The organism is Parasynechococcus sp. (assembly GCF_045559935.1).
Taxonomy (GTDB): Bacteria; Cyanobacteriota; Cyanobacteriia; order PCC-6307; family Cyanobiaceae; genus Parasynechococcus.
Genome location: NZ_JBJLJL010000010.1, coordinates 222811 through 248319 on the forward strand (window position 1 = coordinate 222811; position 25509 = coordinate 248319).

Sequence of the window (25509 nt, forward strand, 5' to 3'; positions counted from 1 at the left end):
ACGCAACACGTCGCATCCGATACAAATCCTTTAACAACGGGGAGTTCAACCGATCAGACGGATGAAGATCCTTCCCGCCGCTTTGGCTGTTGGAATGCTGAGCCTTGCGGCCTGCAGCTCCCAGACCAAAGACACCACGACATCAGCCACCGGCGATCCCGTGGGGTTGAAAGCCGTCGTCATCAACGATGCCCTGCCTTACAGCACCAAGAACGGCGACGCATGGACAGGCCTGGCTGTTGACGTGCTCAAGGCCATTCAGAAGGAACAGTCGGAGGAGAATGCCACAACGGAACTGAGCTATGTGGAGGTCGGCAGCGTTTCAGAGGCCAAGGACGCCCTCACCAACGGAACAGCCAACATCGTCTGCGGCGTTGGCTTCTCATGGAAACGCTCCAGGCAGATCAACTACACGCTTCCTTTCGCCGTGGGCGGAATGCGACTGCTCACCACCGAAGGCGTGGACGGAACTCCTGAATCCATGAAGGGAAAGCAGATCGGTGTGATCACCGGCAGCATTCCGGCCAACCTTGTTGAAAGCCAGCTCCCCGAAGCCGACGCGAAGGGATTCGATTCCCCCGATGCAGCACTGAAAGCCCTGAAGGACGGTGAAATCGCCACCATTGCCGGAGGTGCGCTCTGGAGCAAGGCCAACATGGCCGAAGTCCCCGGCAGCAGGATGGTTCCGGTCCGTCCCTACGGCCGTGCAGGTGTCGGCTGTGCGGTGACCCACGGCAACGATGCGCTGCTGGCTTCAGGAAACCTCGCCATCGGCCAGCTGTTGCAGGGCTATATCGATGGCGATGAGGAGAGCACCCGAATCATCAACTCCTCGATCGGTCCCGACAGCCCCGTCGGCCTCGAGGCCGACAAAATCGCGGCTTACTACAACAGTGTGCTCGGCACGGTGGCCGGCATCGGCAAGGACGAGTGAGTCCTGCTCCTGAATCCATCCATTTCCCTTACATCCCATGAAAACCACCACCCTGCTTGGAGTTCTGGCGCTGCTCAGCTCCTGGAGCACCTTCAGCGCCATCGCCGAGACCGGCACCTACACAGACCAAAAAGCGGACAACAGCATCGAAGCGCGGATCGCCAGCGCCCGTGATCAAGCCAGTGGCTGGCAGGAGTTCCTCGACAGCCACAGCAATGGAGACCTGCAGATCGCCGCTTGGGGCAACGGTCGTGGCCGGGGCTGGGCCAACGGCGGCGGCGGTGGCGGCGGCTTCGGCAATGCCCGCGGCGGCGGCTGGGGCAACGGCGGCGGTGGCTTCGCCAATGCGCGCTACGGCGGCGGATTCGTCAACTGGTAACCGTCCGGGCACGTCGGATCAGCTCCTGCACCGCGGCTGGTCCGGCGGCCTGGCGATCCCCACCCGCCACAGCCCGGTAGTGATCTGCCACGGACCATGCGGCCGTGGCGGGTTCGTTCAGGAAACGGGGAATCAGATGCAGATGCAAATGCTGTGCGCCCTCGCCGAAGGCAATGGCATACACCCGATCACAGCCGGTGAGGTCCTGAACAAGAACACTGGCATCACGAACGGCCCGCCCCCAGTCGGCGGCTTCCTCCGCATTGAACGCGAGCGGGCCTGAGCAATGGCGCAGGCTGTCCAGGAGCAACCAACCGACCAGCGGCGCCGGATCGGGGTGATGGCGGAGAACCCAGAGACCGGACCGTTCAATCTCGTAGCTCCCCACCATGGCCGGCTCGACATGCAGGGCGCAGATGGGGCAGTCGGAGTTCATCATCTGGGAGATTCAAGCGTGTGGATGGATCACGCCGACAGCCGCTGAGATGAAGTGATGATGATCGGAGCTCGTACCGGCATGGTGCTGCGCTTTCTGCTCAGTGTCTGCATCGGCTGGTTCGGTTCGGTGATCCCCGTGCTGATGTCGGGGATTGTCCGCAACGTGAGCTGGGGAGCCCGGCTGTTGCTGCCGGACTGGATCGTTCATGGCAGCTTTGCCGTGCTGCTCTTGCTGTGGATCGCACTGATGCTGAACCTGCTGAAGCGGATCTGGACGCCGTCGCGAGCGAAGGTGACCATCGGCCACAGGGATCAGCCTCAGACGGGGGGATGGCCGGGCTTGTGAACGGAGAGACAACCCTGGAGAGATTCCATGGGCCTTGTGCGTCATGGGCTCAGCAGCCCTAACAGGTGTGCAGTGGCAAAGGTCGATGCTGACCACACAGACCCGTCTCCGCCTGCAGGCAATCCTGCGACGCCTGGCCTCCGGCTGCCAGGTGACCCTTGCCGAGCGGATCGAACTGCACACGTTCGCAGACCATGATTCGACCGTGGCCGCCTGGTTGCGACGGGCCCGTCGCCGCCAGCGACAGCGACAGCGTCCGCTCCAGGAGGACGTTCTGCTTCAGGAACTGGATCTCGGGTGCAGCGAGCCGGATGGCAACTTTCACGCCGATCGGGATGATCTCGAGGATTGGTTCGGAGGAGCCCCCTCATGGCTGCGACGAAGCTGAGACAGCCGTGGGGATCACGTTTCCAGATTGCAGTTCACCGCAACCTCGAAGGGAACACTGGCAGCCGGCAACCGAAGCAGAAGTGCTGAGATCGCCGCAAGATCGTCAGGCTGCGTCATGTCATCCGAGCTCACCTGGCTGATTCCAGCGGCCATCGTGGTGTTGACCCAACTGGGACAGAAAGCGGTCACGCGGATTCCATGGGGCCAGCCTTCATTCCGCATCGACTGGCAAAGCCCCATCAGGGCGAACTTGCTGACCGGATAGGCCGCCATGCCTCCACGCACGCGTCGTCCACTCATCGAGACCAGCACCTGGATCCGTCCTCGCCCGCTGCGCACCAGATGGGGCCAGGCAGCACGAGTCAGCCACCAGGGGCCCATCACATTCACTCGCCAGAGCGCCTCGATGTCCTGCTGCTCCCCGTCAGAGAAGAGAAGCGGGGTGCGCCTCAGGATGCCGGCACAATGCACCAGAGCATCCACGTGTCCCGCCCAGGCAGCCGTCGCCTCAACCCAGGACTCGGCCGATGCCGGATCCTCCGCGTCATACCGCTGAAGCAGCACACGCCCTGAATCCTCCAGATCGCCGATGTCTGCTGATTCAACGTCGCGCAGACCGAGGCTGAGGAGATGCCCCTCCTTCAGCAGAGCCTGAGCGATCGCACGACCGATGCCACGGCTGCCTCCGCTCAGCATGACGACGCGCATCTCCTCAGCCATCAGAGGGTTTTCAGCAGGACATCCAGGAGCTGGGCCGGAGAAGACTCCACCGACACCAGCCGGCGGTTCTCAGCTGAGATGAACCCCTCCTCGAGAGCCCCATCGAGGAAGGTCAGCAGCGGATCGAAATAGCCCCGCACATTCAGCAGCCCGCAGGGTTTGCTGTGGAATCGGAGCTGTGCCCAGGTGAGCGCCTCGAACAACTCCTCGAGCGTGCCGAGGCCACCGGGCAGCGCGACCATCGCATCAGCCAGTTCCATCATCCGCGCCTTGCGGATGTGCATCGACTCGACCACCTCAAGACGGCTGAGGCCCGTATGGGCGACCTCCGAATCCATCAGTGCGCGCGGGATCACACCGATCACGTCCCCTCCTCCAGCAAGCATCGCGTCCGCCAGCACGCCCATCAGGCCGATCCGCCCAGCGCCATAGATCAGCCCAAGTCGATGGCGCAGCAGAACCGCAGCGAGTTCCTCTGCCGCCTGCCGGTGAGACGGGTCATGGCCAACCCTGGATCCGCAGTACACGCAGATGCTTGGCATGGATCAGCGGCATGAATTCCGATCATCGTTCAGGGTGATCTGGGCACTTCCCCGTCCCCACGACAGCTGAAATGCTTTGAGCACCTCCAACCATCCGTCCATGGCCGGGCCTGAGGAACTAACGCTGAGCCTGATCGGCGAACATCGCATTCTCGACAAAGGAGCCGGCCTCAACGAACCGTCAGGACTCACCCTCAACACTGACGGCACCGCGCTCTACACCGTCAGTGACGACACCAAGGCGATCTTCAAGCTCGACCTCAAGGGACGGCTGAGGATCAGCGAATCCTTCTTCATCGGTGTCGACGATCTCGAGGGCATCGCGATCAGCGCTGATGGCAGCCGCCTGCTGGCTGTCCAGGAGGACACCAATTCGATCATCACGGTCGACATCGCGAGCCGGAAGGAGATCAGCCGCCGACCGCTGGCCGCCATGGAGAACTACGGGCTGGTGGCCCATCACTTTCCTGATCCGCCGGACAACAAGGGACTGGAGGGCATCACGGTGAACACCAGGAACAACCACGTGTTCGTCGTGAAGGAAGGCCGCCCAGGGGTGCTCATCGAGATCAGCCCGGACCTCGGGGCGATCATCGCCGCACGTCTTCTCACAACCACGAACGGTTTCGACCATCCACGCGTCGGCCCGGACAAGCTCGACTTCTCCGGGTTGAGCCACGACAGCACCCGTGACACGCTCTGGATCACCAGCGACAAAGGCCAGTGCCTGTTTCATTACGACTGGTCCACCGATCAGGTTCTGCAACGTCTGGATCTGAACCTGGAGAGCGATCAGAAACCAGCGAAGATCCGCAAATCCGAAGGCGTTGCCTTCGATCCGGTGAAACGCAGGCTTTACGTCGTGAGCGAACGGGACGCTCAGCTCTACGTGTTCCGGGTGCACGGCCATGAATGACGCCAGGCACCTGCTGATCACCGGAGCCAGCTCAGGAATCGGAGCCGAAGCGGCACGACGTCTTCAAACCATGGGGCATCGACTGACGCTGCTGTGCCGATCGGAGCAGGCGGAAGCACGGACCCGTTTGCAACTGGGTCCGTCACCGCGAATCCTGATCGCTGACCTCGCTGATCTGGAAGCTGTGGATCGGATCAGTCGCCAGCTGATCGATGAGGCAGACGTCATTGACACCCTGGTTCTGAATGCGGGTCTGCAGCTAGCGGGAACCCGTGCGCCGCAGTGGAGTCGGCAAGGTATCGAGCTGACCTTCGCCGTCAACCAGCTGGCACACCAGCGACTGCTTGAGAATCTGCTGCCGTTGCTCAAACGTGGCCACCAGCCGAGGGCCGTGATCACGGCCTCGGATGTCCATAATCCGCTGAGCGGTGGTGGTCGGGTCGGTCGACCGGCCGATCTGGGGAGCCTCGATGGTCTTCGCAGCGGCACCGGTTTCGCCATGGTGGACGGGGGCACGTTCGACGCCGACAAGGCGTACAAGGACAGCAAGCTCTGCAACGTGCTGCTCGGGCGGGAACTGAGCCGTCGGCTCGAGGCTCAGGGCACCCCGTTTCCTGTGCTCAGCTGGAGTCCTGGGCTCGTGATTCCTCGTGGTCCTGAGGGATTCTTCCGCACCAGTCGCGCCTGCAATCCACTGGGGATGACCCTCTTCGCCCTTCTGGCCCGGGACGTGCTGCGTCTGACGGAGACCCCGGCTCAGGCCGGGGAACTTCTGGCAGATCTCTGCGTCGACAACCGCTGGTCGGATCCTGGCTTCCACTACTTCAGCAACCACCTGACCCGACCGGGACAGCATCGGTTCGAAGCGGTGGACACCAGTGCGGAGGCCCGCGATCAAGCCAAGGCAACGGCGTTGTGGAGGCTCAGTTCAGAGCTGATGCAGACCGTGATGCCCGGCGTTCAGCCCTCCGACCCCTTGGAGCTGTAACTCAGACTGTGGTTGGGAATCACGTTCACATTCACAACGGTGTCATCCAGTCCGTAGTCCTTCGAGCGTTCCACCAGACTGGTCATGATGCGATCGAACGTCTGATCATTCTTCGCCAGGGCTTCTGGAACGTTAATCACCAGATCCACCACCGCCTTGTTGTTGACCACCCTGACGTTGCTGTACATCACACGGACCCTTCGCCATAACCCCGGGTTCTTCTGAATCACAGGTAGGCGTTCAACCTTACCCGCCTTGAATCGGCTGAACTGAGCATTCATCTCCTGGGTGAGGCTGAAATCGTGCAAAGACGATGACAGTGGAATGCACAGCAGTCCAAGCAATCCAAGCCAGACCAGAAGATTGCGCCAGCATCGGGTGATTGTTCCGTATTGCTGAATCAGGAACACCATCAAACTGGCAACAACGATGCCGATCAGGTTGGCCAGAAAAAGCAGAAACGAGCCTTCCGCAACCTGATTGGAGAGTCCTGTCACGCTGCCGCGTCCGAACACGGCGGTGATCTCATGACCGAGATTCAGACCGATCCCGCTGACACAGAGCGGTGGAACCAGGGCAACCGCGATCGCAACTCCGGCAATGGAACTCGACAGTCTCTCCCTGGTCATCGAGAACGAACCCGCCACAGCAGCCGCCACTGCAATTCCCAGATCGATGAGATTCGGTGTGGTGCGACCGAGGATCTCCGATTGCACGTGAGTGATATCGAGAACAGAAGAAATCAAGGCCGCCGTGACAACGACCGTGATCACCCCGAGCAGCACGGTCACAAAGGAACGCCGGATCAACTTGTCATCAGAGACCGCAAGACCGAAGGAAAGGCTGAGAATCGGATCCATCAATGGAGCAACGATCATGGCTCCAATCACCACGGCCGTGCTGTTGGAGATCAGCCCGAGCGTGGCGATCACCGCCGAACTGATCAGCAGCACAAAGAATCCGAGGGACGGTCTCGAGGATGCGATCCGCTTCTCATACAGCTCTGTCCGCGCCACACGGGTCTCAAGATTCACCTGCCACTGACCCGAGAGTCGGTTGAGAGCATCCAGCAGCATTCAGTGACGAAAAGAGACTGAACGCCATTGTCTCCCGGCCCCCGACCGCTGGCGCCAGACTCTGACGGTCTCCAGGCACGACGACATGGCCGGACTGCTCGCAGCCTTGGGAGCGGCCATGGTCTGGACCACAGCCAGCAGCCTGTGGCGATCCGTCTCGAGCAGCGGCTCCGCACTGCAGCTCAACACGGTCAAGAACGGATTGGCGACCCTGCTGTTCCTCCCCGTGCTGCTGAGCCTTCCCTGGGGTGACAACGGACAGGGGGTGGCCCTCCTGCTGCTCAGCGGGGTGATCGGCATCGCCATCGGCGACAGCTTTTATCTGGCCGCGCTGCGACGGTTGGGCACCCGTCGCACGCTCACGGTGGAAGCGGTCGGGCCCGTGCTCGGAAGTGTCGGGTCCGTGCTGCTGATGCAGGACACCCTTCCCTGGAAGGCATGGATTGGCGCCGTGCTTGTCAGCTCAGCCGTGTTGCTGGTGGCGCGTCAGAGTTCGGAGTCCAACCCGTCTGACTCCGGCAACCCTCCGGTGATCCATGGGTTGATGTTGTCGCTGATGGCGGTGATCAGCGGACTCGCAGGAGCCTTCCTCGCCCGCCATGTGCTGCTGGAGACCAGCCTGTCGCCGCTGCAGTCGGCAGCCATCCGGCTGCTGGGTGGCTGGCTGGTGCTGATGCCTGTTCTGAGAAAGACTCCATGGAACCGGCTGGGCAGCCGGCGGGGTCCATGGTTCCGGATCCTGATGGCGACCGTGCTCGGCACGAACGTCGGTATTGCCTTGCAGCAACTGGTGTTCCGTGAATTACCGGTGGGGCCAGGGGTGACCCTGATGGCAACGGCACCGGTGATGGCCCTTCTGATCGCTCCCCTGGAGGGCGATGCGATTCAACCGCTGGGACTGCTGGCGGCAGTGCTTGCCCTTGCCGGAGTCGCGGTGACCACGCTCTGAAGAGCCGTCTGGATCGCGTCGGCCGCGGTCTCCTCGAAGGAGAGCACCACCAGATCCAGTCCAACCGATTGGGGCGGATGCCAGGCCGTGGCCGGCGCAGCTTCAAACCAACTGTTGAGACGCGGTCCCACCATCTGGATCTGAAGCGGGAGAGTTTTGCCTGCCAACCAGACGCGGCCTTTGAGTCGAACGACGCCATGACCTCTCACCAGGTCGGGCAGCAGGCGCTCCAGCTGAGCGCGGTCGATGGCACCGGCAAGGCGCACCACACCACCAACGATCTCCACATGGCTGTGATCGTGGTGATCGTGATCGTGGTGGTCGTGATCGTGGTCGTGGTCGTGGTCGTGGTCGTGGTCAGCCTGATGCTCATCGCGATGAACAAGGCCGAGCACCACAGCTGGATCGATCGTCCCCTGACGAACGGGCAGCAGTGGCGTGCCGTCGCGAACCTGCGACGCGAGCGAGGAGCGCACCCTCTCCATGCTGTCGTCCGTCACCAGATCCGCCCGGCTGATCAGCACCAGATCAGCTGCACCCAGTTGATCGGCAAACAACTCATCGATGGCGGTGATGTGATCCAGGCTCGGGTCATTCAGCCGCTGGTTCTCCAGAGCCTCCCGATCCGCCACCGGATGTCCTCCGACCATGGCTTCACCGTCCACCACGGTGACCACACCGTTGACGTGGACGCGACTGCGGATCGCAGGCCACTCCAGGGCCTGAAGCAGCGGGCGCGGCAGTGCCAGACCACTGGTCTCCACGACGATGCCGTCGAGGTGATCCGCCCGCTCCAGCAAACGTTCCATCGTCGGCAGGAAGTCGTCCTGAACCGTGCAGCAGAGACAACCGTTGTTGAGCTCCACAAGACGCCCCTCGAGCTCATCCTCCGGACAGAAACCGCAGCTGCGGATCAGATCACCATCCAGCCCGACACTGCCGAACTCGTTCACCATCACCGCCAGTCTCTGACCACTGGTGGTCAGCAGATGGCGCAGAAGCGTGGTTTTCCCGGCACCGAGGAAACCGGTGATGACGGTCACCGGCAGACGGGTTGGCATGGTGGCTCGGTTCAGGGACGACACCCGAGGCTCTCACGGGTGGAGACACCGGTGACTGGGTTGGAGCCGTCGGCCCGTGAGCAGAGGGATTTCTGCTGGGGAAGATCGAGCACGGCATTGGTGAAATCCGCTCCGTCGATGCGGGCATCGGCGAACCGGCTCTGCATCAGCATGGCGTTGGTGAAATTCGCGCCCCGCAGATCAGCACCGTCGAACCGGCTGGCGAAGCCGACGAGGTCGGACAGGTCGGCATTGCGCAGATCCGCTCCCTGCAGCTGAGAGGTGTTGATCACGGCACCGCGAAGATCGGTGCCACTGAGATCGATGTCACGCAGATCCGCCTTCAGGAACTCCTTCTCCTTGAGATCAAGGCCGTGCATGTCGGCGGTGATCTCCTGCACGGCACGCTGCCCGCGCAGCTCCGGAGCGGTGATGGCTTCGGCACTGCCGGACCACAGCAGGGACGTGACCGCGACCAGCAGCGCCGCCAGCAGGGGAGCCGGGCGAAGGAGGGCTTGCATCAGGGCCGGTAGCTTGTCTGCTCACGTTATGGCAGCTGCCTGAGAAGCGACGTTCATGGCCATGACCCTGCGGGTGGTGGTACCGCCCCACCCACTGATCGGCCACTGGCTGACGGTGCTCCGGTTCCGCGAGACCCCTCCGGCGCTCTACGCCACAGCTCTGCAGGAGCTCGGACGCTGGCTCAGCTACGAGGCCCTGCGCGATTGGTTGCCGCACCGCAGGGAAGCCGTGCTCACCGATCAGGGCGAAACCGAGGGAACCGTCGTGGAACGGGACGTGCCGCTGCTGGCCATGCCCGTTCTGCCGGCCGGCCTGGAACTCTGGCAGGGAGCACGCTCTGTTCTGCCCGATGCCGCCCTCTGCCTGGAGGGTGTTCCCGCAGCGATCGAAAGCCGCGCCGGTGTGATCGTCTTCAAGGACACGATCAGCGATGGCTTCAGCACGCTGGCGTTGCTCCAGCAACTGGTCGACCGCGGCATCGACGGACGCCGCCTGCGGCTGGTCACCGCCGTCTGTGCCAGCCCAGGACTGAAGCGCATCGGCGAGGCCATTCCGGATCTCACCCTGCACACCGCCTGCATCGACCCCGATCTGAACGACGCAGGAGAGATTGTTCCGGGCATCGGTGACCCTTCACGACGCCTGAATCTCAGAACAGCAGGCCGTGACTAGTTTGTGATCACCTGACGACCCGTGATGGTGCAGCAGCACGACTCCGCTCCAGGAACCATCGCCACTCTTGCGACCGGAGCGGTGATCGGAGCCGCAGGCCTGGCCTGGTGGCTTCTCAACGAAGCGGATCGCCGCCGGCGGATCGGCCATCAGAAGGCAATGCTCTACGCCCCGCGCATGCAGGACGGATCCGAGGTCCTCGACCCCAGCGGCAATGGACACCATCACAACCAGCATCTCGAGGAACGGGTGGAGAAACTGAATGCCGCCATCGCCGATGTGCGGCGTCAGCTGGAGAGCATGGGGGGCGGCGACTGAACGATCGGTAGGTTGGCCAAATCGCCACAGGCTCAGCCCTCAGGCCCATGCTTCGATCCGACGCCGTCACCAAGGGAATCCAGCGCTCCCCCAACCGCGCCATGTTGCGGGCTGTCGGATTCGGGGATGAGGATTTCGGCAAGCCGATCCTCGGCATCGCCAACGGCTACAGCACGATCACTCCCTGCAACGTCGGGCTGAACGATCTGGCGCGGCGTGCTGAGGAAGCGGCCCGGCAGGCCGGTGGCATGCCCCAGATGTTCGGGACCATCACCGTCAGCGACGGCATCTCGATGGGCACCGAAGGCATGAAGTACTCCCTGGTGAGCCGGGAAGTGATCGCCGATGCCATCGAAACCGCTTGCAACGGCCAGAGCATGGATGGGGTGCTTGCTGTCGGCGGCTGCGACAAGAACATGCCGGGCGCCATGCTGGCGATGGCTCGGATGAACATCCCCTCGGTGTTCGTCTACGGCGGCACGATCAAGCCGGGAAAGCTCGGGGGTTGCGATCTGACGGTGGTCAGTGCCTTCGAAGCGGTGGGTCAGCTGACCAGCGGCAGGATCGACGAGGAGCAGCTCACGGCGGTTGAGAAGAATGCCTGCCCCGGAGCCGGCAGCTGTGGCGGCATGTTCACCGCCAACACGATGAGCGCAGCCATCGAGACGATGGGACTCAGCCTGCCCTACAGCTCCACCATGGCGGCGGAGGATGAGGAGAAGGCGGACAGTGCGGCCCGTTCCGCCGAGGTGCTGCTGAACGCGGTGAAGGCCGACATCCGGCCGCTGGATCTGCTGACACGGGAGGCATTTGAAAACGCCATCAGCGTGATCATGGCCGTGGGTGGATCCACCAATGCGGTGCTGCACCTTCTGGCCATCGCCCGCACCGCGGGCGTGCAACTCGGCATCGATGACTTCGAAGTGATCCGTCAGAGGGTGCCGGTGATCTGCGACCTCAAACCCAGCGGTCGCTACGTGACCGTGGATCTGCACAGGGCCGGTGGAATCCCTCAGGTGATGAAGCTGCTCCTGGATGCCGGCCTGCTTCATGGCGACTGCCGCACCGTGGAGGGAAAGAGCCTCAGGGAGTTGCTGGCCGATGTGCCGTCGGAACCTCCTGCCGGTCAGGACGTGATCCGTCCGCTGAACAATCCTCTCTATGGCAAGGGGCACCTGGCGATCCTCAAGGGCAACCTGGCCCGAGAGGGAAGTGTGGCCAAGATCAGCGGTGTGAAAACTCCGGTGCTGACGGGTCCGGCCCGCGTGTTCGAGAGCGAGGAGGACTGCCTTGCGGCCATCCTCGACAAGCAGATCCAGGCCGGTGATGTGGTGGTGGTGCGCAACGAAGGCCCGGTGGGCGGCCCCGGTATGCGTGAAATGCTCGCCCCCACCTCCGCCATCGTCGGCCAGGGACTTGGGGACAAGGTGGCTCTGATCACCGATGGCCGCTTCAGCGGTGGCACTTACGGGCTGGTGGTGGGGCATGTGGCTCCGGAAGCTGCCGTCGGGGGCACCATCGGGCTGGTTGAGGAGGGCGACAGCATCACGGTGGATGCCGATCAGCTGCTGCTGCAGCTGAACGTGGACGACGCTGAACTGGAGCGGCGGCGCGCGGCCTGGATCCGTCCGGAACCGCGTTACCGCACAGGGATCCTCGGCAAATACGCCCGTCTGGTGTCGAGTTCGAGCAAAGGCGCCGTCACCGATCAGCCGGACTGATCAGTCCGGCTGCAGCAGGGAGCGCAGTCGCCGGCCGAGGGCCTCGAGCGGAGCCGCATCCTCAGGTCCCTGGCAGCGCACACCGGTGTCTCCGTTCATCCAAACCGGATGACGCCCCTGCCAGAGCATCGGCCGTTCCGGCTGATCCCTCCAGGCCAGCATCAGGTTGATCTCGTCACCGCTGCGATAGATCTCAAGGTCCAGATCGCGATCGGAATGGCGGGCCCCCTCGGCGTCACGGCATTCGATCCGCACCGTCAGGTCCTCCAGGTCCGCCGGCGCGGAGGGATCGGCGGGCACCACGGCATGGCTGTAGGGCTTGAGGCAGACATCCGCAGCCTTGGCGATCAGCACCAGAAGATCCATCCGTTCAGGGCAGGGCCCGGATGGATCGGATCAGCAGGCGGATCGGTCCGGAGCGGAATCCTGGGTTGAGTTCTCCGGATTCCCCGAACTTCGAATGCAGCACCTGGATCCGTGTGACCCCACTGGCGTCGAATCGCAGCGGCAGGCCCACTGGTTTGGCCCGGACGGTGGGATGCAGATCACGGAAGGGAACGGTCAACCGGGTGATGCCATCGGTCTGGGTTGGAACATCGATCACCCAGCGCAGACCACCGGGAATCAGCTCTGTGAGCCCAAGAGCACCATCTCGGCAGCCGAGAGCGATCTTGAGGGTGCGCCCTTCCGCTTCGACATCCAGCTGCAGAGCCGAGAAGGCTGAGAGATCCAATGGAGGCTGCAGCCGGGGCGAGCGACAGCTGACGAAGCCACCGCCGGCCTCGACGAGCTCCCCCTCCAGCAGAAGACCCTCGGGGGTGACGCGACAGCCCGCCCGGCTGCGCCCCCCCATGATCGTGTCGTTGAGGCTGGCCCATTCGGCGAAACCGCCTCCCTGGACAAGAACCTGTTCAGAGGCCGGCGGATGCATCCTGATCAGCGAGGATCAGGACATCATTAGCAGGCTGAACCAGGCGGGCGGGGGTTCGCTCCGCCGATTCGAGCGGATCCATCAGTCGCCGGAGGGCCTCCTGCTTGGCGGAACCTCCGACCAGAAAGATCACCTGGCGAGCGGCGCTGAGCACCGGAGCCGTGAGAGTGATCCGGTCCAGTCCCTTGCCGCGCCCCACGGTGGCCCATCGATCCGTGACACCCGGCGCTTCGGTACCGGGAAACAACGACGCCGTGTGACCGTCGTCCCCGAGGCCGAGCAGCATCAGATCGAAGATCGGCGGCTCGCCTGGACAGATGCGGCTGACCAGGTCCGCAAAGGCAGCGGCGCTGGCATCGGCATCGGAAAGTTCCACGGTCGGAACCGCATGGAAGCTGGCCGATGCCCCGGGTCCTCCGTCGAACAGGGTGTTTCTCAGCATGCGGGCATTGCTGGATTCATCGTCGGCGGCCACCCAACGCTCATCGCCGAGGACGACATCAACACGCTCCCAGGGAAGATGTTCCTGACCGAGCAGGGCGTACGCCTTGGCCGGCGTGCTGCCTCCCGAGAGAGCGATCCTGCAGCGATCCCGCTGATCGAGCACCTGGCTGATCTGGGTCGCGATGGTTTCGGAGGCCCGGCGGGCGAGGGAGTCGGAATCGCCCGCCCGCTCGATGCGGTAAGTGGTCATCACCGTTCGGCTCAGCTGAGCCATTCGGTGTGGAAGCTGCCGTCCTTGTCCACCCGCTGGTAGGTGTGGGAGCCGAAGCAGTCGCGCATGGCCTGCACCAGGTTCTGCGGCAGACGGCCACTGCGGTAGCTGTTGATGTAATCGAGGGTGCTGCTGAAGCAGGGAACGGGGATGCCGGACTCGGCGGCGCCGGCCACCACCTTGGCCAGACCGGGGAGACGACGGTTGATCTGGTCCGCGAACCAGGGATCGATCATCAGGTTGGACAGCTCGGGATCCGCATTGAAGGCGTCCTGAATGCGCTTCAGCAGTCGCGCCCGGATGATGCAGCCACCCTTCCAGATCTGGGCGATGGACGGCATGTGCAGCTTGTAATCCAGATCCTGGGAGGCGATGCGCAGCAGCTCCATGCCCTGCGCATAGCTGGCGATGCAGCTGAGAACCGTGGCGTCCATCAACGGAGCCATGGCGTCAGCGGGAGTCCCGAGATCGAAATCCTTGATGGAGGGGCCCTTGAGGATCGATTCAGCGGCGACACGCTGAGGCTTCAGGGAGCTCATCACGCGACCGTTGAGAGACGCATAGATGGTGGGGACAGGCGCACCCATCTGCAGTGCTGTGACCACAGTCCAGAGACCGGTTCCTTTCTGGCCGGCCTGGTCCATGATCTTCTCCACCAGATCCGCGCCATCCTCTGGATCCTTGGTGCGCAGGCAGACCTCGGTGATCTCGACGAGGTAGGAGGACAGCTCCTCGGTGGCATTCCACTGACCGAGAACATCGGCCATCTGCTCACCGCTCATGCCCTTGACCCGCTTCATCAGGTCGTAACCCTCAGCAAGGATCTGCTCGATGCCGTACTCGATGCCGTTGTGAACGGTCTTCACCAGGTGGCCGGAACCACCGGGGCCGATGTAGGTGACGCAGGGGCCGTCTTCCACCTGTGCCGCCATCTTGTTCACCAGGCTCTCGATGGCGTCGTAGGACGCCTTCGTGCCGCCGGGCATCATGCTCGGTCCTTCCAGAGCACCCTTGGCACCACCGGACACACCCATGCCGATGAAGCCGAAGCTCTTGCTCTCCAGCTCCTGCACCCGGCGCTCGGTGTCGTGGTAGTCGGAGTTGCCACCATCAATCAGCAGGTCACCCTCTTCAAGAAACGGGGAGATCTGATCCACAACCGCATCCACAGCAGGCCCGGCCTTGACCATCATCAGGATGCGGCGGGGACGCTCCAGCTTGCTGACGAAGTCCTGGAGATCGGTGGCTCCCTGGATGTTCTTGCCCTGTCCGCGACCGTTCAGGAATTCCTCTGTTTTGGCGTAGGTGCGGTTGTAGACAACACTGGAAAATCCGTTCCGCTCGGCGTTGAGGACGAGGTTCTCCCCCATCACGCCGAGACCGATCAGACCGAAGTGAGACTGGGACATGGTCTTAGGGACCACTGACAACTGACGTCAGTGTGAGCGTCAGATCGGGATCCGGCCGCACTTTCGATGCCTTGTGTCAGGAATAAGGGATTGACCAGGTCGCTGTAGTCGGCGATACCGAAAAACGAACCGAAATCAGATGACTGAGCCGTCCTGAATCGTGGCGTTCTTCACCACAACGACAATGCCGTTACGGATGTAGAAACCAAGGTCAGATCGGTCCGCTTCCTCAACATGATCCTTGTTGACAATCGTGACGTTGGAACCGATGCGAGCGTTCTTATCAAGAATCGCCCGCTTCACCGTGGTGCCCTGACCGACGCCCACAGGGATCCCTCCACGTTCACGCAGCAGAGCGCGCTCGTCACTGGATTCAAAGAAATCAGCTCCCATCACAAGAGTGTCCTGCAGGACAACATCAGTTTCCACACGACTTCTCACTCCAAGCACACAATGATGAATGCTGCATGACTTCAGAATGGAGCCTTCACCAACAATCGAGTTGGTGATCTGAGCATCGACCAGTTTGCTCGGCGGCAGATAGCGGGGACGGGTATAGATCGGGAACTTCTCGTCGTAGAAGCTGAAGGGAGGAGTGGGTTGCTGGGTGAGCGCAAGATTGGCCTCGTAGAAGGCACCGATGGTTCCGATGTCTTCCCAGTAATCGTTGAACACATAGCTCTGGAGTTTGTCACCCCTGTTCAGAGCCTCAGGGATCAACTCCTTGCCGAAATCCTTGTGACCCGGATGCTTGTCCAGGAGGTCAAACAGCGTTTCGCGGCTGAACACATAGATCCCCATGGAAGCCAGATAGGGGCGCTCCTTGGAGGCATCAGCAGTCAACCCGAAACGGCTTGTGTCCACGGCCATCTCCAGCAGTGAATCACCCTTGGGCTTCTCACGGAATTCCTTGATGTTGCCGTTCTCATCGGTGCGCATCAGACCGAAGGCTTCAGCCTGCTTGGGATCAACCGGCAGAGCCGCCACCGTGAGATCCGCTCCGGTGCTGCGATGGTGCTCGATGAACAGGCTGTAATCCATCCGGTAGAGCTGATCACCGGAGAGGATCAGGTACTCGTCCACATCCCATTCCTGGAACAGCCACTGGTACTTGCGCACAGCATCAGCGGTGCCCTCGAACCAGGAGGGGCTGTCAGGGGTCTGCTGCGCAGCCAGAACCTCCACGAAGCCCTGGCCGAAGGAGGCGCTCAGATTGAAGGACTGGCTGAGATGGCGGTTCAGTGAGGCGCTGTTGAACTGCGTCATCACGTACATCTTGTTGATGTTCGAGTTGATGCAGTTGCTGATGGGGATATCGATCAGTCGGTACTTGCCTGCCAGGGGCACCGCAGGCTTGGCACGCATCTTGGTGAGCGGGTAGAGACGGGTGCCGGCACCGCCGCCGAGAATGATGGCCAGTACCCGCTTCATGCCTTGTTCACTCGGTTGAGCGGGATGAACTTACCGGAGTTTCAGGGAATCGGAGCTGATCACCGGTCAGATCCGACGAGATTGGTGCGAATCAGGTCGGGACTGAGGCGGACTGGGATCATTCCAGCCCGGACTCCTCCAGCGAGAACAGGCGCTCGACGGTGCGGAGAGACTGCTGACGGTCCTGACGGGACTGAGGAGCCCGCAGCTGGGTCACTGGGACGTGGAGGATCTTGTTGATGATCCCCTTGGTCAGAGCCTCCACGACCTTGCGCTCGCGAGCGGAGAAATCCGGCCCCATCCGACTGAGGGCTTTCTGCAGCTCCTCAGTTCGGACCGCTTCCATGGCCGAGCGGAGTCGGTTGATGGTCGGCACGGCCTCGAGGCTGTCCCACCAGTCGAGGAACTGCTGAGCCTCCTGATTGAGAAGCTGCTCGGCTTCGCGTGCCATGGCCTGGCGCGCCTCCTGGTTGCGGGCGACCACCTCCTGAAGATCGTCCACGTCATGGGACTCCACGCCGGGCACCTCCGCCGCATCGGCGGCGATGTTGCGGGGCACACCGATATCGATCAGGCGCAGCCTGCTGCGGCGGTTCAACGGCTTCAGCCGTGCTGCATCAATGATCGGGTCGTCGGCTGCCGTGCTGGTGAACACCAGGGAACAGGTGCTCAGGTATTGATCGAGGTCCGTGAGTGGCCGGCATTGAACCGGCAGCTCGGGAAAATCCTTGGCCAGCAGTTCAGCCCGCTCCACCGTGCGATTCAGCAGCACCACCCCAGCGGCACCCTTGGATTGAAGGTGCTGAAGCAACAGCCGGCTCATGCGGCCGGCCCCCACAACGGCGATCTGTTCGCTCTCGAGGGTGACCAGCTGATCGAGGCCACGGGACTGACCGAGCTTCAGCTGTGCCAGCTCAACAGCGGCGGAGCTGATGGACACGGCCCCGGTGCCGAGGTTGGTCTCGCTGCGCACCCGTTTGCCGGTGCTGACGGCCTGGGTGAGCAGCCGGTTGAGAATCGGTCCAAGGGATTTGTGCTCCTGTCCCAGGCGCATCATCTTCTTGACCTGGGAGAGGATCTGTCCCTCACCCAGGACCAGGCTGTCCAGCCCGGCCGCCACCCGCATCAGGTGGTCCACGGCATCAGCGTGGTGGTAACTGAACAGGTGGGGCGACAGTTCGCCGGTCCCCAGACCGGAATGGCCGCTGAGGAAATCGCTGACGGCGGACACACCCAGATCCGGATGCCGCACCAGCGTGTAGATCTCCAGGCGGTTGCAGGTGCTGAGAATCGAAGCCTCGATCACCTGATCGTTGCCCTTCAACGATTGGAGGGACGTCTCCATGGTCTGCTCAGGGATGCTGAGCCGTTCCCGGATCTCCACCGGTGCCGTGCGATGACTGAGGCCGACGACGGCAATGTGCATGGAGACGTTCCTCTCAACCAATGGATGACGATCAGCTCAGAGCGATGCTCTGGGCGCCGTCCTTGATGTGCACGGTGTTGGTGAAGCGGCAGGTGTTATCCAGGTTGCTGATCACCAGGCTGCTGGTTCGTGTGCAATCACGCTCGAACTTAACCCCGTGGAACAGCAGGCCATCCGTGATGCCGCTGCCAGCGAAACAAACGTGCTCACCGCAGGCCAGCTCGTCAGCTTCGTAGATCTTGTCGGGATCGGTGATGCCCATCTCAGCGAGACGCGCCAGGTTGCCCTCCTTGGTCAGGTCAGCCCATTCGGAGGTCTGAGCCACAGCAGGGTCGTACACCAGCTGACCCTGGAAGTGACCGCCGAGAGCCCGCATGGCAGCAGCGGAGATCACACCTTCAGGAGCGGCGCCGATGCCCATCAGGCAATGGGTGCCAGTGCCGGCGAAACCACAGGCGATAGCGGCCTGAACGTCTCCGTCGGAGATGGGCTGGATGCGGGCTCCGGTGGCCCGGATTTCAGCGATCAGGTCCTTGTGACGGGCACGATCCATCACCACGATCGTCAGTTCATCAACAGCGAGGCCGAGACATTCGCTGAGGATCTTGATGTTTTCAGTGGCCGACTTGCGGATGTCCACCTTGCCCTTGGCCGCCGGAGGCGCGGCCAGCTTCTTCATGTAGAAGTCGGGAGCATTGAACAGACCGCCGCGGTCGGAAGCAGCCAGAACCGCCATGGATCCGCGCTGATTGAACGCGCAGAGGTTGGTGCCTTCGCAGGGATCGACAGCGAAGTCAACGCCAGGACCGGTGCCGCTGCCGACTTCCTCACCGATGTAGAGCATGGGAGCTTCATCACGCTCGCCCTCACCGATGACGATGCGGCCCTGCATCTGAATTTGTCCCATGCGCTTGCGCATGGCTTCCACGGCAGCGGCATCGGCCTCGTTCTTCAGGCCTTTGCCGGAGAGCTTGGCGGAGGCGATGGCAGCCTGTTCGACAACCTCGAGAATTTCCTGAATGAGGGTCTGATCCACGGGACTCCAGATGTGGGGTGAAGGGGTTAGCAAGTCCATCGGGGCGGGCAGTTTGCCCTTGCCGCAGTGGATCTCGGCGTCTGAGCGCGGCTCACTGTATCAGTGGCTTCCGTTGTCCCTAAAATCACCCCGCACTTCCGCGGTTCCCGCCATGAGCACCAAGCCCCTGGTGATCTCGCCCTCCATTCTCTCGGCCGACTTCTCCCGTCTCGGAGAGGAGGTCAAGGCCGTTGACGAGGCAGGCGCAGACTGGATCCACGTTGATGTGATGGATGGCCGCTTCGTTCCCAACATCACCATCGGCCCCCTGATCGTGAGCGCCCTGCGCCCGGTGACGCAGAAGCCGCTGGATGTGCACCTGATGATCGTTGAGCCTGAGAAGTACGTCCCTGATTTCGCCAAGGCCGGCGCAGACATCATCTCGGTGCAGGTGGAAGCCTGCCCTCACCTGCATCGCAACCTGGCCCAGATCAAGGACCTCGGCAAGAAAGCCGGTGCTGTGCTGAACCCCAGCACTCCCCTGGACACCCTGGAGTACTGCCTCGAGCTCTGCGATCTGGTGCTGATCATGAGCGTGAACCCCGGCTTCGGTGGTCAGAGCTTCATCGAGAACCAGGTGCAGAAGATCCGTGATCTGCGCCGCATGTGCGACGAGCGGGGCCTGGATCCCTGGATCGAGGTGGACGGCGGCATCAAGGCCGGCAACGCCTGGAAGGTGATCGAGGCCGGAGCCAATGCGATCGTCTCCGGATCCGGTGTGTTCAACCAGCCCGACTACGCCGAGGCGATCAAAGGAATCCGCAGCAGCAGCAGCAAGGAAGCGGTTCTGGTCTGAACCAGGCGGTGTCGCTTCGTCATCGATGCCCCGGCCATGGCCGGGGCTTTTTCATGGGCCTCCGTTCAGAGAAGAGCCAGCAGAGCGATCAGCATCACCACCGCCAAACCGATCAGCACTCCCGTCACAGCGGGGCGCACATCCACCGGTCGGTAGGCCGGAGCACAACGGCGGCAGCCACGGCGACTGGCCTGACTCACGGCGCTTGGGTGCTGTTTGCTCTCAGCCTAGAAACCAGCCGTAGCTGTGCAATCCGATCCCGAGCAGGTTCACGCCGATGTAACAGACGCCGATCACGACAAGGCCGGCCACCGCCACCAGTGCCGGACGGCGCCCCTGCCAACCCCGGCTGAATCGGGTGTGGAGATAGGCCGCATAGACCAGCCAGCAGATCAGGGCCCAGGTCTCCTTGGGATCCCAGCTCCAGTAACTGCCCCAGGCTTCATTCGCCCAGACGGCACCGCTGATGATGCCCACCGTGAGCATCAGGAACCCGACGGTGATGGTGCGGTAGCTGAGGCTGTCGAGCTGCTCACTGGTGGAGAGCTGAACCGACTGCAGCTGCAGAACACCGACATCAGAGGCGGCAACGGACTGACGGAATCCACCACTGCCGATGGAACTGCTGCGCAGCTCCAGGTCGTCCCCTCGATCGGTGAACAGCACCGCCAGGGACAGCAGCGACCCCACCAGCAGAGCCGCGTAACTGACCATGATCACGCTCACGTGCATCACCAGCCAGCTGGAGCGCAGGGCCGGAACAAGGGGAGCTGCCTCCTGCAGCTGATCCGGCAACGCGAAGCTGGCGAAGGCGATGCAGCCGAGCCCCATCGGTGTTGCCGCGGCGGCCACGAGCGGAGACGGCCAGCTGCGTTCCACCAGAAGCTGCGTGAGCGTGCAGGCCCAGGCCAGAAAGCACAGGGATTCGTAGAGGTTGCTGATGGGGAAATGACCCGACTGCCACCAGCGCAGAACCAGCTGGGTTGTGAGCAGAAGGTTCGCAACCGCCACCAGGAGCCTGACCTGCGACTGCAGGGATCGACCGGAGACCGCCCAGAACGCCAGAGGAAGAGCCAGCAGCAGCAGCGAGAAAGCGATGAATCCCAGCAGGGTCACCACGTCAGTCGGAGGGGTCGGCAACGGTGTCGTGCGGTCAACCAGAGATCAATTCTGACGGCTCACCTCAACGACTGGCCTGGCGAAGCAACGCTCCGCCGCAGCCCAGGGAGATCAGCACCGGCAACCAGGCGGCTGTCACAGCCGGAAGCGTGCCCTTCACGCCCAGGGAGCTGAAGCTGAAACTGAGCACGTAGTAGCCGAGAATCAACAGCACGCTGATGCCGAAGCCCTGGCTGCGGCTGGTGCGTGACCCTGGCCTGGAGCCGAGACTGCTGCCGATCAGAGCGAACACCAGGCAGGAGACCGGGAAGGTGAACTTCTCCTGGATACGAACGGCAAGCCGGCGAGCTTCCTTGGCGTTGCCTGCCTCCACGTACAGCTGCCTGGCCTTGATCGCCTCCCCGATGGTCATGTTGTTGGCATCCCGCGGAAGACGGGCCACCTTCAGAGGCCCGGCACTGAGGGGATAGAGGTAGCGATCGAAATCCACACGGGTGGTGCTGCCGTTGGTGTTGAGCGTGAGGATCTGACCGTCGAGAAACTCCCATTTCGCCTCCTGTTCCCGCCAGAGCGCCTTTTCGGCAACGAGCATCTGGCGGAAACCGACCCGGGAGAAATCCAGCACGGTCACATCAAGCATCTCCCCCTTCTCGAATCGGCGGGCATAGAACAGCTGATTGAGCCCTCGTCCGCGTTGTTCATCGTCCCTGCCCTGCAACCGCCCGAAACGTGAATAGATGATGTCCTTGCCCTTCTCCGTGGCCAGGGAGCGGCCGAGAGCACGCTGCAGAGTGGATTCAGCGCTTCGGTTCGCCTGCGGAACGATCACATCGTTGAACACCAGGGTGAGCCCGGTGAGCAGGATCGCCAGAACCAGAGCCGGTGCCACCAGTCGCACCGTGCTGACTCCAACGCTGCGCAGCGCCGTGAGCTCACTGTTGGCCGAGAGGCGGCTGTAGGCCAGAAGTGTCGCCATCAACGTGGCCATCGGGAAGGAGATGACCAGAAAACTGGGGAGTTTGAGAGCCATCACCTGCACGGCCACCGTCACCGGCAATCCCGATTCGACGATGCGCCGCACCAGATCGAACATCACACCGACGGAGAGGGAAACGACGGTGAAGGCCGCGATGGCGAACAGCAGCGGCCCCGTGAGCTCGCCGAACAGCCAGCGATCGAGAAGCGGTACTTTGCGCGGCAGCGGGGGAAGGCTGATCAAAGCTGGAATCCCTCCCCGAGGTAATGACGACGGACCAGGGGATCGGAGGCCACCGTTTCGGAAAGTCCCGACGCCAGAATCGATCCATCGTTGAGGATGTAGGCGCGATCGGTGATGGCGAGGATCTCCCGAACGTTGTGATCGGTGATCAGGATTCCCATGCCGAGGCTGCGCAGAGACTGAATCAGCAGCTGAAGATCGGCGACAGCAAGCGGGTCGACCCCGGCGAACGGTTCATCCAGCAGCAGATAACGGGGACCATCACGGCCGACCGCCAGAGCCCTGGCCACCTCGCAACGGCGGCGTTCACCTCCGGACAGCTGAAACCCGCGGCGATCCATGAAGGGAGTGAGATGGAACTGATCGATCAGCTGATCGCGGCGGTCCCGACGCTCCTGGTTGCTCAGATCGGTCTGGGCAAGAGCGATCTCCAGATTCTCCCGGACGCTCAGCTGTCGGAAGACGCTGGGTTCCTGCGGCAGATAACCGATGCCCAGCCGGGCGCGCTGAGGCATGGAGAGTCCGGCAACGGCCAGGCCGTCGAGATTCACCGCTCCACGGTCGGGCCTCAGCAGCCCGACCACGAGATTGAAGGTGGTCGTCTTTCCCGCACCGTTGGGACCCAGCAGCCCCACCACTTCGCCCGGAGAGAGATCGAGGCTCACGTCACGAACAAGCTGACGACCGCCCAGGCTGATGGAGACAGTCTCCAGCGTCAGGCTCATGGAACCATCGGAGTCGGACTGCTGGACTTCGTCTCGAGGGACCACTGGCTGAACACCTGCCCACCATCGGTTGGCAGGGCAAGAGCACGCTCTTCGTCGAGCAGGTAGGTCACCTGTCCGGCCCTCAGAAGATTGCCATCCTTCTGAACCACGTCGACATCCCCGCTGAGCACGATGCGCTCCTCCTTGGTGAAGTACTGGGCCTGCCGGCTGGTGGCGACGACACCGCGGTTGGCATGAACCAGCCGCACGTTGCCGGAGGCGGTGATCACGCCGGTGACATTGTCCGCCGACTGCTGATCGGATTCGATGGTGATCAGCCCCTCCCCCTGCGGATCAGCGGCTTGGAGCGGAACAGCTCCAAACAGAAGTGATGACAGCAGGATCAGAAGGGGTGACCAGCCGGTGGACCTGAACATCTCGGAAGGCGCTTTCGCAGCCTGAAGCTGCTGGATGTTGCGTGGACACTACAGCCTGCTCATGGGCTGTTCCGAAGCACGGGGACAGTGCACGACTCGGGATCGCCGTCCAGCTGCAGCAGCTCGAGACGCCCCTGGATCACAGCGCAGAGGCCGTCGAGATCGAGACCGAGATCGGGTGTTCCCGGCCGGCGAAGCCTTCCGAGCGCTTCGCCGAACAGGATGGTGGCCCCACGACGGTTGCCCCTCTGCAGATGCAGCTGGGCCACCGCTACCTGCAGGATGCCCTGGAGGCTGCGTCGTTCGGGCTCGCCGGTTTCATGCCAGAGCTCCTCGAACACGTCATGGGCGTCGTACCACTGCTGACTGTTGAAGAGCTCGATCGCCTGCTGAAAGCGGGGATCCGCCTCGGGCATCAGCGCTTGGCCATCTTCTTGGCCGGCAGCTTGCGGAGTCGGATGGATTCCGGGGTGACTTCCAGCATCTCGCCGGGTCCGATGTACTCAAGCGCACGCTCGAGGGTCATCTGGATGGGTGCCTGGAGGGTATCGAGTTCATCGGCACCAGCCGAGCGCATGTTGGTGAGCTGCTTCGTCTTGCAGACGTTGATCTCCAGATCCTGGGGCCGGTTGTATTCGCCGATGATCATCCCCTTGTAGACCTTGGTGCCGGGCGAGATGAAGAACTGACCGCGATCCTCGGCGTTCTTGAGGGCATAGAACGTGGCGGTGCCTTCCTCGAAGGCGATCAGAACACCGTTGCGTCGGGTATCGAAATCCCCAACCATCGGCCGGTACTCGAAGAAGGAATGGCTCATGATTCCCTCGCCGCGGGTGGCACGGATGAATTCACCGCGGAAGCCGATCAGACCACGGGAGGGAACGATGAACTCCAGCTGGGTACGGCCGTCCTGACCGGTCTCCATGTTCTGCATCTCACCCTTCCGGGTGCCCAGCTTCTCGATGCAACCGCCGACCGCCTCTTCGGGCACATCCATCACCAGCGTCTCAACAGGCTCACAGGGGGTGCCATCGATGGTGCGGTAGATCACCTGCGGCTGCGACACCTGGAATTCATATCCCTCACGCCGCATCGTCTCGATCAGGATGCCGAGGTGCAGCTCGCCGCGGCCGCTGACGGCGAAGCGGTCCGGAGAATCGGTGTCCTCGACCCGGAGCGCCACGTTGGTGAGCAGTTCCCGCTGAAGACGGTCGCGCACCTGACGGCTGGTCACGAACTTGCCCTCTTTGCCAGCGAAAGGGGAGTCGTTGACCACGAACGTCATCTGCAGCGTGGGCTCATCCACCTTGATCAGCGGCAGTGCTGTGGGCTCATCGGGACAGGCGATGGTTTCGCCGATGTTCACGTCATCGAAGCCGGCCACAGCCACCAGATCTCCGGCGGAGGCCTCTTCGATTTCAACGCGTTGCAGCCCCTCGAAGCCCAGCAGCTTGCTGATGCGGCCCTTCTTGACGGAACCATCGTCTTTGATCAGAGCAGCGCTCTGGCCCTGCTTGATTTTTCCGTTGTGAACGCGGCCGATGATGATGCGACCCAGGAAATCGGAGTAATCCAGAGTGGTGATCTGGAGCTGAAGCGGTTTCTCCGAATCACCCACCGGGGGTGGAACATGGCGCAGGATCGCGTCGAACAGCGGCCGCATGTTCTCGCTGTCGGTCTTCATGTCGGGCTTGGCAAAGCCGCCCAGACCACTTCCGAACAGATAGGGGAAATCGCACTGGTCGTCATCAGCGCCCAGTTCGATGAACAGATCCAGCACCTTGTCGACGGCGGTTTCGGGATCAACCCGGGCCCGATCGATCTTGTTGACGAACACGATCGGACGCAGTCCCTGCTCGAGGGCTTTCTTCAGGACGAAACGGGTCTGTGGCATCGGACCCTCGTTGGCATCGACGATCAGCAGACAGCCATCGACCATGCCGAGCACCCGCTCCACCTCCCCGCCGAAATCAGCGTGACCCGGGGTATCAACAATGTTGATGCGCGTCTCGTTGTACGTGACAGCGGTGTTCTTCGACAGGATTGTGATGCCGCGCTCGCGCTCCAGGTCGTTGGAGTCCATCACGCAGGTGGGAACCGCTTCGTTGTCGCGGAAGATGCCCGACTGAGCCAGCAGTGAGTCGACCAGGGTCGTCTTGCCGTGGTCAACGTGGGCGATGATCGCGATATTGCGAATCGCCTTTTGCTGGGCGCTCATGCGGGTTGACCGTTAGAAATTGTGAAGAACGCCATAGGCGCAGGGCGAAAGGAT

Annotated in this window: 31 protein-coding genes; 11 read left to right on the plus strand and 20 right to left on the minus strand. The window is 62.5% G+C overall.

Annotation, left to right across the window (positions count from 1 at the left end):
• Positions 1-61: 61 nt before the first annotated feature.
• Positions 62-934 carry an extracellular substrate binding-like orphan protein GrrP gene (grrP, locus tag ACJ0G7_RS11115; protein WP_407396179.1) on the plus strand — a complete coding sequence of 291 codons (873 nt, stop codon included), beginning with the start codon at positions 62-64 and terminating at the stop codon, positions 932-934.
• Positions 935-971: 37 nt separating this feature from the next.
• Positions 972-1313, plus strand: coding sequence for a GrrA/OscA1 family cyclophane-containing rSAM-modified RiPP (grrA, locus tag ACJ0G7_RS11120; protein WP_043691247.1), 342 nt, complete (start codon positions 972-974; stop codon positions 1311-1313).
• Here grrA and ACJ0G7_RS11125 read toward each other — a convergent pair.
• Positions 1303-1749, minus strand: coding sequence for a hypothetical protein (locus ACJ0G7_RS11125; RefSeq protein ID WP_043696521.1), 447 nt, complete (start codon positions 1747-1749; stop codon positions 1303-1305). The genes grrA and ACJ0G7_RS11125 overlap by 11 nt on opposite strands.
• A 60-nt stretch (positions 1750-1809) precedes the next feature.
• On the opposite strand from ACJ0G7_RS11125, the gene ACJ0G7_RS11130 reads away from it, so the two are divergent.
• Both ACJ0G7_RS11130 and ACJ0G7_RS11135 read left to right on the plus strand, forming a co-directional pair.
• A complete protein-coding gene (locus ACJ0G7_RS11130; protein WP_156957079.1) occupies positions 1810-2097 on the plus strand; it encodes a hypothetical protein in 288 nt (95 codons plus the stop codon).
• A gap of 85 nt (positions 2098-2182) precedes the next feature.
• Entirely contained in the window at positions 2183-2485 is a 303-nt protein-coding gene (locus tag ACJ0G7_RS11135; protein WP_043691251.1) for a hypothetical protein, read from the plus strand.
• A 14-nt stretch (positions 2486-2499) separates the two neighbouring features.
• Here ACJ0G7_RS11135 and ACJ0G7_RS11140 read toward each other — a convergent pair whose 3' ends face one another.
• Both ACJ0G7_RS11140 and ACJ0G7_RS11145 read right to left on the minus strand, forming a co-directional pair.
• On the minus strand, positions 2500-3207 hold the full coding sequence (locus ACJ0G7_RS11140) for an SDR family NAD(P)-dependent oxidoreductase (protein WP_253912795.1): 708 nt from the start codon (positions 3205-3207) through the stop codon (positions 2500-2502).
• Complete coding sequence (locus ACJ0G7_RS11145) at positions 3207-3749, minus strand: TIGR00730 family Rossman fold protein (RefSeq protein WP_043691253.1); 543 nt, start codon at positions 3747-3749, stop codon at positions 3207-3209. Before ACJ0G7_RS11145 ends, ACJ0G7_RS11140 begins: the two co-directional genes overlap by 1 nt.
• A gap of 76 nt (positions 3750-3825) precedes the next feature.
• Between ACJ0G7_RS11145 and ACJ0G7_RS11150 the strand changes: the two genes are divergently transcribed.
• Both ACJ0G7_RS11150 and ACJ0G7_RS11155 read left to right on the plus strand, forming a co-directional pair.
• On the plus strand, positions 3826-4665 hold the full coding sequence (locus ACJ0G7_RS11150; RefSeq protein ID WP_253912796.1) for an SdiA-regulated domain-containing protein: 840 nt from the start codon (positions 3826-3828) through the stop codon (positions 4663-4665).
• Positions 4658-5653 (plus strand): SDR family NAD(P)-dependent oxidoreductase, encoded by a 996-nt coding sequence (locus ACJ0G7_RS11155; RefSeq protein WP_043691256.1) that lies wholly within the window; start codon positions 4658-4660, stop codon positions 5651-5653. Before ACJ0G7_RS11150 ends, ACJ0G7_RS11155 begins: the two co-directional genes overlap by 8 nt.
• On the opposite strand, the gene ACJ0G7_RS11160 is transcribed toward ACJ0G7_RS11155, so the two are convergent.
• Positions 5626-6729, minus strand: coding sequence for a TIGR00341 family protein (locus ACJ0G7_RS11160; RefSeq protein WP_043691258.1), 1104 nt, complete (start codon positions 6727-6729; stop codon positions 5626-5628). The genes ACJ0G7_RS11155 and ACJ0G7_RS11160 overlap by 28 nt on opposite strands.
• Positions 6730-6814: 85 nt before the next feature.
• On the opposite strand from ACJ0G7_RS11160, the gene ACJ0G7_RS11165 reads away from it, so the two are divergent.
• Positions 6815-7678 carry an EamA family transporter gene (locus ACJ0G7_RS11165; RefSeq protein WP_407396182.1) on the plus strand — a complete coding sequence of 288 codons (864 nt, stop codon included), beginning with the start codon at positions 6815-6817 and terminating at the stop codon, positions 7676-7678.
• Here the strand turns inward: ACJ0G7_RS11165 and cobW are convergent.
• Entirely contained in the window at positions 7615-8739 is a 1125-nt protein-coding gene (cobW, locus tag ACJ0G7_RS11170) for a cobalamin biosynthesis protein CobW (protein ID WP_407396184.1), read from the minus strand. The genes ACJ0G7_RS11165 and cobW overlap by 64 nt on opposite strands.
• Positions 8740-8750: 11 nt before the next feature.
• Complete coding sequence (locus ACJ0G7_RS11175) at positions 8751-9260, minus strand: pentapeptide repeat-containing protein (protein WP_043691262.1); 510 nt, start codon at positions 9258-9260, stop codon at positions 8751-8753.
• A gap of 55 nt (positions 9261-9315) precedes the next feature.
• Here ACJ0G7_RS11175 and ACJ0G7_RS11180 point away from each other — a divergent pair, with 55 nt between their 5' ends.
• The 3 genes from ACJ0G7_RS11180 to ilvD are packed head-to-tail and all read left to right on the plus strand — an operon-like array spanning position 9316 to position 11972.
• A complete protein-coding gene (locus ACJ0G7_RS11180; protein ID WP_407396186.1) occupies positions 9316-9933 on the plus strand; it encodes a uracil phosphoribosyltransferase in 618 nt (205 codons plus the stop codon).
• Between the two features lie 24 nt (positions 9934-9957).
• Positions 9958-10251 (plus strand): hypothetical protein, encoded by a 294-nt coding sequence (locus ACJ0G7_RS11185; RefSeq protein ID WP_043691266.1) that lies wholly within the window; start codon positions 9958-9960, stop codon positions 10249-10251.
• A 47-nt stretch (positions 10252-10298) separates the two neighbouring features.
• A complete protein-coding gene (gene ilvD, locus ACJ0G7_RS11190) occupies positions 10299-11972 on the plus strand; it encodes a dihydroxy-acid dehydratase (protein WP_043691267.1) in 1674 nt (557 codons plus the stop codon).
• On the opposite strand, the gene ACJ0G7_RS11195 is transcribed toward ilvD, so the two are convergent.
• The 7 genes from ACJ0G7_RS11195 to glpX all read right to left on the minus strand — a co-directional run bounded on the left by ACJ0G7_RS11195 (position 11973) and on the right by glpX (position 18920).
• Entirely contained in the window at positions 11973-12338 is a 366-nt protein-coding gene (locus ACJ0G7_RS11195) for a hypothetical protein (protein WP_407396189.1), read from the minus strand.
• Between the two features lie 4 nt (positions 12339-12342).
• Positions 12343-12903 carry a CIA30 family protein gene (locus ACJ0G7_RS11200; protein ID WP_407396191.1) on the minus strand — a complete coding sequence of 187 codons (561 nt, stop codon included), beginning with the start codon at positions 12901-12903 and terminating at the stop codon, positions 12343-12345.
• Positions 12884-13597: a 6-phosphogluconolactonase gene (gene pgl / locus ACJ0G7_RS11205; RefSeq protein WP_407396193.1), complete on the minus strand. Its 714-nt coding sequence runs from the start codon at positions 13595-13597 to the stop codon at positions 12884-12886. The genes ACJ0G7_RS11200 and pgl overlap by 20 nt, the downstream gene beginning before the upstream one ends.
• A gap of 11 nt (positions 13598-13608) precedes the next feature.
• Positions 13609-15027, minus strand: a complete 1419-nt coding sequence (gene gndA, locus ACJ0G7_RS11210; protein WP_407396195.1) for an NADP-dependent phosphogluconate dehydrogenase — start codon at positions 15025-15027, stop codon at positions 13609-13611.
• Between the two features lie 135 nt (positions 15028-15162).
• Entirely contained in the window at positions 15163-16458 is a 1296-nt protein-coding gene (locus ACJ0G7_RS11215) for a glucose-1-phosphate adenylyltransferase (RefSeq protein WP_043691275.1), read from the minus strand.
• Between the two features lie 118 nt (positions 16459-16576).
• Positions 16577-17884 (minus strand): glutamyl-tRNA reductase, encoded by a 1308-nt coding sequence (locus ACJ0G7_RS11220; protein ID WP_043691277.1) that lies wholly within the window; start codon positions 17882-17884, stop codon positions 16577-16579.
• 31 nt (positions 17885-17915) lie between these two features.
• Positions 17916-18920, minus strand: a complete 1005-nt coding sequence (gene glpX, locus ACJ0G7_RS11225) for a class II fructose-bisphosphatase (RefSeq protein ID WP_043691279.1) — start codon at positions 18918-18920, stop codon at positions 17916-17918.
• A 151-nt stretch (positions 18921-19071) separates the two neighbouring features.
• Between glpX and rpe the strand changes: the two genes are divergently transcribed.
• On the plus strand, positions 19072-19755 hold the full coding sequence (rpe, locus tag ACJ0G7_RS11230; protein WP_043691281.1) for a ribulose-phosphate 3-epimerase: 684 nt from the start codon (positions 19072-19074) through the stop codon (positions 19753-19755).
• A 65-nt stretch (positions 19756-19820) separates the two neighbouring features.
• On the opposite strand, the gene ACJ0G7_RS11235 is transcribed toward rpe, so the two are convergent.
• From ACJ0G7_RS11235 to typA, 7 genes are read right to left on the minus strand one after another with little or no spacing between them, the layout of a single operon-like run.
• Entirely contained in the window at positions 19821-19955 is a 135-nt protein-coding gene (locus ACJ0G7_RS11235) for a hypothetical protein (protein ID WP_256381028.1), read from the minus strand.
• A gap of 22 nt (positions 19956-19977) precedes the next feature.
• Positions 19978-20895, minus strand: a complete 918-nt coding sequence (gene ccsB, locus ACJ0G7_RS11240; RefSeq protein ID WP_043691283.1) for a c-type cytochrome biogenesis protein CcsB — start codon at positions 20893-20895, stop codon at positions 19978-19980.
• A gap of 43 nt (positions 20896-20938) precedes the next feature.
• Positions 20939-22093: an LptF/LptG family permease gene (locus ACJ0G7_RS11245; RefSeq protein ID WP_043691285.1), complete on the minus strand. Its 1155-nt coding sequence runs from the start codon at positions 22091-22093 to the stop codon at positions 20939-20941.
• Entirely contained in the window at positions 22090-22818 is a 729-nt protein-coding gene (gene lptB, locus ACJ0G7_RS11250) for an LPS export ABC transporter ATP-binding protein (protein ID WP_407396198.1), read from the minus strand. Before lptB ends, ACJ0G7_RS11245 begins: the two co-directional genes overlap by 4 nt.
• Positions 22815-23237, minus strand: coding sequence for an LptA/OstA family protein (locus ACJ0G7_RS11255; RefSeq protein WP_043691288.1), 423 nt, complete (start codon positions 23235-23237; stop codon positions 22815-22817). The genes lptB and ACJ0G7_RS11255 overlap by 4 nt, the downstream gene beginning before the upstream one ends.
• 59 nt (positions 23238-23296) lie before the next feature.
• Positions 23297-23653, minus strand: a complete 357-nt coding sequence (locus tag ACJ0G7_RS11260) for a DUF309 domain-containing protein (RefSeq protein WP_043691289.1) — start codon at positions 23651-23653, stop codon at positions 23297-23299.
• Positions 23653-25455: a translational GTPase TypA gene (gene typA, locus ACJ0G7_RS11265; RefSeq protein ID WP_407396199.1), complete on the minus strand. Its 1803-nt coding sequence runs from the start codon at positions 25453-25455 to the stop codon at positions 23653-23655. The genes ACJ0G7_RS11260 and typA overlap by 1 nt, the downstream gene beginning before the upstream one ends.
• Positions 25456-25509 lie beyond the last annotated feature (54 nt).